The organism is Psychromicrobium xiongbiense (assembly GCF_030271165.1).
In the GTDB taxonomy this organism is placed as follows: domain Bacteria; phylum Actinomycetota; class Actinomycetes; order Actinomycetales; family Micrococcaceae; genus Renibacterium; species Renibacterium xiongbiense.
Map to the genome: position 1 here is coordinate 22,388 of NZ_JASSZH010000033.1, position 7,168 is coordinate 29,555.

The 7,168-nt window shown below is 57.9% G+C and carries 6 protein-coding genes and 1 pseudogene; 3 read left to right on the forward strand and 4 right to left on the reverse strand.

Features of this window, described 5'->3' with window-relative positions:
- Positions 1-50 precede the first annotated feature (50 nt).
- Together QQM37_RS11850 and QQM37_RS11855 are read right to left on the reverse strand one after the other, a co-directional pair.
- Positions 51-1,905, reverse strand: a pseudogene (locus QQM37_RS11850) (helix-hairpin-helix domain-containing protein); the annotation flags it as partial.
- Between the two features lie 418 nt (positions 1,906-2,323).
- Complete coding sequence (locus tag QQM37_RS11855; RefSeq protein ID WP_285727743.1) at positions 2,324-2,818, reverse strand: hypothetical protein; 495 nt, start codon at positions 2,816-2,818, stop codon at positions 2,324-2,326.
- 292 nt (positions 2,819-3,110) lie between these two features.
- Here QQM37_RS11855 and QQM37_RS11860 point away from each other — a divergent pair, with 292 nt between their 5' ends.
- A complete protein-coding gene (locus QQM37_RS11860) occupies positions 3,111-3,767 on the forward strand; it encodes a hypothetical protein (protein WP_285727745.1) in 657 nt (218 codons plus the stop codon).
- A gap of 38 nt (positions 3,768-3,805) precedes the next feature.
- Positions 3,806-4,840: an XRE family transcriptional regulator gene (locus QQM37_RS11865; RefSeq protein ID WP_285727748.1), complete on the forward strand. Its 1,035-nt coding sequence runs from the start codon at positions 3,806-3,808 to the stop codon at positions 4,838-4,840.
- A gap of 238 nt (positions 4,841-5,078) precedes the next feature.
- On the opposite strand, the gene QQM37_RS11870 is transcribed toward QQM37_RS11865, so the two are convergent.
- Both QQM37_RS11870 and QQM37_RS11875 read right to left on the reverse strand, forming a co-directional pair.
- Positions 5,079-5,363 carry a helix-turn-helix domain-containing protein gene (locus QQM37_RS11870; RefSeq protein ID WP_285727749.1) on the reverse strand — a complete coding sequence of 95 codons (285 nt, stop codon included), beginning with the start codon at positions 5,361-5,363 and terminating at the stop codon, positions 5,079-5,081.
- Positions 5,364-5,433: 70 nt separating this feature from the next.
- Positions 5,434-5,730, reverse strand: a complete 297-nt coding sequence (locus QQM37_RS11875) for a helix-turn-helix domain-containing protein (protein ID WP_285727751.1) — start codon at positions 5,728-5,730, stop codon at positions 5,434-5,436.
- A gap of 233 nt (positions 5,731-5,963) precedes the next feature.
- Between QQM37_RS11875 and QQM37_RS11880 the strand changes: the two genes are divergently transcribed.
- Positions 5,964-6,962 carry a hypothetical protein gene (locus QQM37_RS11880; RefSeq protein WP_285727753.1) on the forward strand — a complete coding sequence of 333 codons (999 nt, stop codon included), beginning with the start codon at positions 5,964-5,966 and terminating at the stop codon, positions 6,960-6,962.
- Positions 6,963-7,168: the final 206 nt, after the last annotated feature.

The following is a 7,168-nucleotide window of genomic DNA, read 5'->3' on the forward strand; positions in this document are numbered from 1 at the left end:
AGGTAGAAATAACAACAATGGAAGTTCGCCTGCCAGCGGATTAGCATCGACTACGAGAGCGAACGCTCGCGACCATCCGAGTTCACCGCGCTCATCCGATCGGGAGGCTCCTCGCCAATCCTGAGCTCTCGGACGCCAACTCGGTTACCTTGCCAACTGTCCCGTGCCCGGTCGGAACTCCCCAGATGCCCCGGCGCAGGCAACGTCTCCGTCTTCCTCAAATCCCACGCTTCCAACGCCCCAATGCTGATTCCGCTCGGCCCGGTTCGTCGTGTCTTGCCGTGGATCAGGAGAAGCTCGGTGTTGAACAGCAATGGCCCACTGCGCTCTTGGGCTTCGGTGAAGAAGGTAGCGTCAACACAGCCCGTCCCATCATCGATCGAAATGAACACCACCCGCTTGTTGCCCCGCATCGGTGGGGTTTGGGTCGCCACCCGAATACCCGCGACCAGCACCTCCGTGCCGTTGCGCAGGCCAAGCAGCTTGTCGGCTGTCGTGACGCCCAGCGAGTCCAGAAGTGCGCGATGCGTGTCCATGACATGAGCGCTCACGTCGAGGTGCATCAGATCGAGTTCGGACTTAAGCTGCTCAACCGGGGTTACATCGGGCAGCTCTGCCGGAAGCCCCGATAGCTCGGGATCGCCCTCGAACGGAAGGGTGAGCTGGCCGTCAGTTATGTGCTGGTGTCGGGTGACAGTTTTTTGTGCTGAGATTGCCGTCAGGTGGCGAATAAGATCAGCCCGGTTGGCCGCCCCTCCGGCATCGTGGTGCATGGCGTCGAGAGCACCAAGCTCGGCCAAGCGGCGAATATTCGGCCGAGACAGTTTCGCACGATGCCGGAGTTCGTCGATAGTGGTGTATGGCTGCCCGGCAACGAGCCGCTGTGTTTCGGCTTGGCTCAGCCCACGTATGCCGTTGAAACTCAGCCGAATCCCCAGCCGCTGATCTGGCAGCCGCTCGACCCGGTAGTGTTCGGTGCTCTTGTTGATGTCCAGCGGGAGGATCGGCACGCCCATCCGGCGCACCTCCGCTACTAGGAGTCGCTTGGGGTACATGCCGGGATCGTGCTCGAGGATTCCGGCCAGGAATGCTTCTGGGTGGTGTGCTTTCAGCCAGGCGGTTGGGCAGGGCGAAGGCCGCCCCGTGTGCTTTGCAGAAGCCGAAACTGCCGAATGCTTTCAGCGTGCCCCACACCTCCTCAATGACGCGTGCAGGGTAGCCACGGTTGGCCGCATGCTTGCGGAAGAATGCTTCGACTATTTCTTCCTTGCTGGCCTTTCCGAGGGCGCGCCGGAACTCATCGCCCCGGGACAGGCTGCAGCCCGTCATGACCTGAAAAATGCGGATCAACTGCTCGTGAAAAACGACGATGCCATGCGTTTCTTCCAAAATCGGGCGCAGGCTCGGATGGGGATACTTGGCAGTGGCGAAGCCATGCCGGTGCTCAAGGAACGGCCGCACCATGTCGCTCTTCATGGGGCCAGGACGGAAGAGCGAGATGTCGATGACGAGATCCCCGAACTCCCGTGGCGCCATCTTTCCAACCAACTCCCGTTGGCCTGGAGATTCGATCTGGAAGCACCCCAGCGTGTGAGTGGATTGGATCAGTTCATAGGTAGATGGATCGTCCAGGGGCACATTGTTGATATCGATCATCCGATCCTCGCCAATGAACGACGGCACCTCACTATTCGCCCCAGAGAGGTGGCTTCCCGAAGTGGCCACCTCCGCAGGACTGGCGTGAATGCGCTGGATCCCCCCCAGCGCGTAGGCGATACTGCTCTGCATCCGCACCCCGAGCTTCAGCATGCCCATGGCAGCGGCTCTCGGAGGTCCTCTCTGTAGGTGACATCCCGGAGCCGGTGGAATTTGTTCTCGAGATGCCAGTGTTCCTGGACCCAGGACGTCAGGGTGGTCGGATCAGTCTCGGCGCTGGTGATCAGGTATACGATCTCAACACTCTTCTTCCCGGTTGCCTTTTGGGTCACGGTACGGCGGAGCCGGGCTATCTGGGCCGCGCCAGGGAAGTCGATCCAGGCAGGAGCGATTGTGGTTTTGATCGTGCGTCGGCTTCTGCGTCCCCGACTCTTGTGCGCCGCGCTGGTCGCAGGGGTCTGCAGTCAGGGCAGGGCCTTCAGCACCCGGTGCAGGGATGGTTTGTTCCCTTTTACCGTCATGACGTAGTCCGCGCCGCTGGCGGTGATCAACGCTGCGGTCGTCACCTTCATGAAGGACTTATGCCTTGCCCGGGAGGTGCCGATATGGCAGGCCATGGAAAACGAAGTGGCGAACCGAATCCAGTCACGCCTCCTAATCAGTATGGCTAGCTATCAAAGCTTGCGAGGTATTCCGCCATGCGACCCGCATCTCCTACACATACAGAGGGGAGGCGTGGCCCAGAGAAATTGCCGCCAACGATAGGATCAGCACCCAGGACCTTGTAGGAGTAGGCGCTAATCTGCTGCATTCTGTCGTCTGAAACTCCGCCGCCAAAGTCGAAGCTATAAAGTTCACCCTTGGTAGTGATGAACGAGCAGTGAAAATGGTGGTCTGTACTGCGGTCATTGAAGTAGTCGCGTGAGCAGTGGTATGCCCAGCCATCGGCAATATACTCCATGCCGTAAATGAGCTTCTTGAAGATCTTACGCACCCGCATCGTCCGTTCATACAGCGGTGTGGGCTTGATGCCTCTCGATTGAGCCGCGTGTAGGAAGTCCCTGCGAACAGCCTCCGCTGCGGCAGCTTCCAGAGATGCCGCGCTCTCTGCAGCCAATTTGGCTTGCCGGACTTTCGCTTCCAGTTCCCCAAGGTCTGCCATGCACAAACAATACCAACATCAATTACCAGAGTGCTAGCTACAGATTGTTTCGATTAATCTCGCTCGCCGTGAACGATCCGAGCTAGTCGCAGATCGTTTGGGGCGGACTTGAGGTGGTTGGTCTTGGAATGGCATAAGGACGAGGTGTCTGGAGGAGCATGCTGATGAGTGCTTCGACCTTGAGATGGTGGCCATGGGTTTGGGGCCAGATTTTTGAGCACGAAGCGTGTTGCGTGTTTTTTGACCACGATCGTGGTATTGTAATCAGCAACGATGGGATTGGAGGCAGCCTATGGGTGACGCTGCGTTTCTTTTTGGTGAGCCGACTCACGAGTACAGCTTGGAGGGTTTCGGGCTGACTGAAGAACTCATTCATGATTGTATCCGCCCGGCTTGGACACATTCGCGCGGACGCACTTCGCTGGCCGCCCCGAGCACGCCAGGCTCCGATCTATACCACGACATCACCGAGAATCTGGCTGTCGCCCTGACTAACCATGGTTGGCACCGGCGTCCGGTCAATGGACAACAACGCACTATCCATCCGGATGGATTGATTGCTATTGCCGTTTCGTCGGCGGTAAACGTGGCGAACTCTGATCCGAAGAAGCATCCTCGGACGCGACCCAAAGGGCCTGCTACTCTCGATGATCTTGATGTAGCGCTGATCCCTGGGCAGCAGGCCTTCGACCTTGAGGAATTTCGCGGGAACGAAGACTTCGAACAAATGCTCCAAGAGGCGCCGCTATGGTTCCTGCTACACGAAGAAGTAGAAGAAGAGATGCGCATCTCCTTGGCACGTCCGGCTCAACCTGACAAGCAGGGGAGCATCGTAGGGTTTAGCCGCGAGATTCCGATTGAATCTCTGCGCCTCGACACCGACTTGGATATTTTCCGCAACGACGACGAGGACGGTGGCATCGATTTCGATGTCCCGTCGATTCAATAGCCACTGCCCTGCAGCTCGCTGATAACCTTCATAGCGCCATGTTTACACCTTCACGATTAAGACTGGCACGCCAACGTCTCGGCTGGACGCTCAAGCGCCTCGCCGAGGTCAGTGATGTGTCTACACGTACTCTCACGACCCACGAGAACTCAGCTGACCGCGAACCCTCACCCGAGGTTATTGAGCGTCTCGCAAAGGCCCTCAAAGTTCAAGCCGAATTCTTCTACCGAGACGCCGTTGACCCAGTGGCGCCCGCTGCCGCCAGCTTCCGCAAGCTGAGCAAAACCAGTGCCCTCATGAGGGATGCTGCCCTGGCGTCTGCCAATGTAGGCATCGAGTTCTTCGAGATAATTGAGCGGAAGTTCAGCCTGCCGACGCCGGATGTCCCTGATCTTGGGAAGCACCTGCCCGAGACGGCTGCGGAGATCATTCGAAAGCTCTGGAACCTTGGGGACAAGCCGATCCCGAACCTGTTACACCTCTTAGAAGCCAACGGTGTTCGAGTGCTGTCCCTGTCGCACCAATTCGACAGTATCGATGCATTTTGCTTCTCGCGGGATGGTACGCCATATGTCTTTCTGAATACATCAAAGTCGGGGGAGCGTCAACGCTTCGATCTGGCCCACGAGCTCGGACATCTTGTACTGCACAGAGATCTCGAGATGACTGCAAGCGAATCAAAGGAACGGGAAGCTGAAGCGCACCGGTTCGCTTCCAGCCTCCTGATGCCCAGAACGGGAGTGCTCGCTCAAGGAATGGGTGGAGCCAGCCAAGAGAGAATTCTTGCGGCTAAGGCCTACTGGAAGACTTCTGCAATGGCGACGACGTACCGGCTCAAAGAGCTGAACCTGATGTCGGACTGGCAGTATCGGTCCATGTGTATAACGCTGGCCGAGCAAGGATACCGAACAAGCGAGCCAGGTGGCATTGTTCCAGAGATGTCACTGTTGCTGCGCAAAGTTCTTTTCGGACCCCAGAAAGCAAACCTTGCTGGGGTAGGGAGGGAGCTAGCGCTAACCGAGAAGTCGGAAATTTCCCGGTTGGTTAATGGGCTGGTGCCGGTCGCGGCGTGAGATCGTCCCGTCAGATTTGTGTTGGCGTTCGAAACATGAGGAACTTCTTTGTAGTCAGCAGACGCTCAGAAGTGACTGCCCCGGATTTGGTTGACTCCAAAGTAAAGTCGTAGCCATCCCCGGGGCTCGTTTTCTTGCCACCGAGCCGGCGCTGCGCATGGAGAATGAGCTACGGATCATCGGCATGTTGGAGTCGGCAACGCGTACATGGATCACTCAAGCCTCCGGGTAGCCGCGTCTACCGTCCAGCAGTCACATCCGGCATGCCTACAGGGAGAATGTCCGCCAGCTCAACCGAGAGTGCCTGCGCCAGCGCAACGATGGTCTTGAGTCGCGGGTTCATCGGCGTTCCGGGTTTGGATTCGCCCTTTTCGAACTTCTGGTACGTGTACGAGGAGATGCCTGCGATGTGCGCCAGGCGCTCCTGGCTAAGCCCACGCTCCAGCCGCAGTCGCTGCAGGTTTACACCCAGATCTCGCGCATAGTTATCCCACGTTCGCGGGGGTTTGCGGGGTCGGGCCACTTATCCACCCTGCGGCCCACACCATCAAGACACCCTCATACATGTATGGGAATCTCTCTGTGCCCATACATCACCTCATTGCGCGTCGCCCCGTGGTGAGATCTGGGGCGCCCCCGAGCATGATGTCACCAACAGGCACTTCAAGAGCCTGACTGATCCGCAGCAACGTGCGCAGCTGTGGATTCAGTGGAACGCCGGCCTTGGATTGGCCGCTCTCAAGCCGCTGGTAGGTGTTCTCGGCCATGCCGGTTATCTCCGCCATATCGCGGTGCGTCAATCCGCGCGCGGTGCGCAACCTGGCCAGATTGAGCCCGAACTCGCGTGCGTACGCCGCATATTCAGGCGGGTAATCGGGCGGGCGAGTCACATATCCACAATGATGCCGACCTCACCTGTACTTGCCCACACATGTATGGGAATCTTTAGATGATCACATTCAGGGTGCGCAAGGGGTGCAAAGCATGAGGGTCTTTACAAAATATGCCGTTTGTGGTATATATAAGACATTGCCATTCGGTGGTTGCAGGCGAACGCCTCCCCCGGACTTTGGCGGTCAACAACATTCATGCGCCCACGTAAGCGCGCAAGGAACCCACGATCATGAGCATCGAACGTCCAAACCCCCGCACCACCACCAACCCAGGCGAACTGCCACCGCACATTCAGCGCGTCGGCGAAGCCTTCGACAACACCTCACTCCCTCAAGCGCACGCGGAGGGGCTCGTGGATAACCAGGTGCCCGATCTTGCCCAGGAGGTCATTGATACGGCCTCGCCTGAGACGGCCAACTTCATCGAGGCGCCAGCTCAGAAGGAGAAGGAGCGGAAGCTTCTCAGCCGTCGTAACTTCTTGCTTGCTGGCCTCGGCATCGCAGGTGTTGTTGCCGTAGAGGAAGCCACGCGTGCGATTGTTGGTGCATCGACCCGCCCAGATGCGAAGCCAGCTCCCACTGCTGGTTCTGAGAAATCTGCATCTGCTGCAGCGACATCTGGCGAGACTGGATCGCCAGCGCCTTCCGAACAGGAGCTGAACGTGAAGAGCCTTGAGCTCGACGGCTCGCTCACGCCAGAGCAACTGGCCAAGACATTTGGCCAAGACAGGCTCAGCAGCTGGAACATGGCAGGGGCGACGGAAGCCAACCTGAACAAGTATCTCGATCTTGGCGCACAGAGCGCCTTCCCAAGGGAGATCGCAGAGAAGAACGGGGAGATCTATGCCGATGCCCTTCTTGTGCCTGGCTGGCGCAGTGATGCGGCGCTAAATACATTCGTCAACGGCCCGTCAGGGCAAAAGACACTTAACGCACTGGCGATTGAGATGAACTTCATTACCCACTACGACAAGAGCAGCAACATCAAGGACAAAGAGCCGTACTGGCAGACCGTCTCGATTGACTCGACGACGGTGATCTCGCAAACGGCCGACACAGTAGTGACGACCAGCGCGGCAACTCAGCATACGAACGAGGCGAAGAACAGCGCCGTCGACCACGACCCGCAGCACCAAAAGCACGACGGGTCGAAATTCACGGTGTACACAACGTTCAAGTTGATTGATGGCAAGTGGAAGGTGTCCGCCCTCCAAATGGCAAGCCGCTAGCCGGTGCCGGATAAACTGGAGGCAAGGGTACCTGCGCCGCCCATCTGCGGTCATTTTGGACTTCCAAACAGATGCTGCTTGTGTTTCAATAGAGCGTAGGCATGTTGTATCGCCAAGAACACAAACACCATTCCAGGAATTCTTTACTAGTACTAGTAAAGGGGCTCATCGCAATCCGGAGTGTAGGTGGGGTCTGAATCCTCCGG

Coding starts and splice junctions, on each gene's coding strand:
- QQM37_RS11880 (WP_285727753.1), top strand. CDS start 5,964: ATGAGCATCGAACGTCCAAACCCCCGCACCACCACCAACCCAGGCGAA.
- QQM37_RS11855 (WP_285727743.1), bottom strand. CDS start 2,818: ATGGCAGACCTTGGGGAACTGGAAGCGAAAGTCCGGCAAGCCAAATTG.
- QQM37_RS11865 (WP_285727748.1), top strand. CDS start 3,806: ATGTTTACACCTTCACGATTAAGACTGGCACGCCAACGTCTCGGCTGG.
- QQM37_RS11860 (WP_285727745.1), top strand. CDS start 3,111: ATGGGTGACGCTGCGTTTCTTTTTGGTGAGCCGACTCACGAGTACAGC.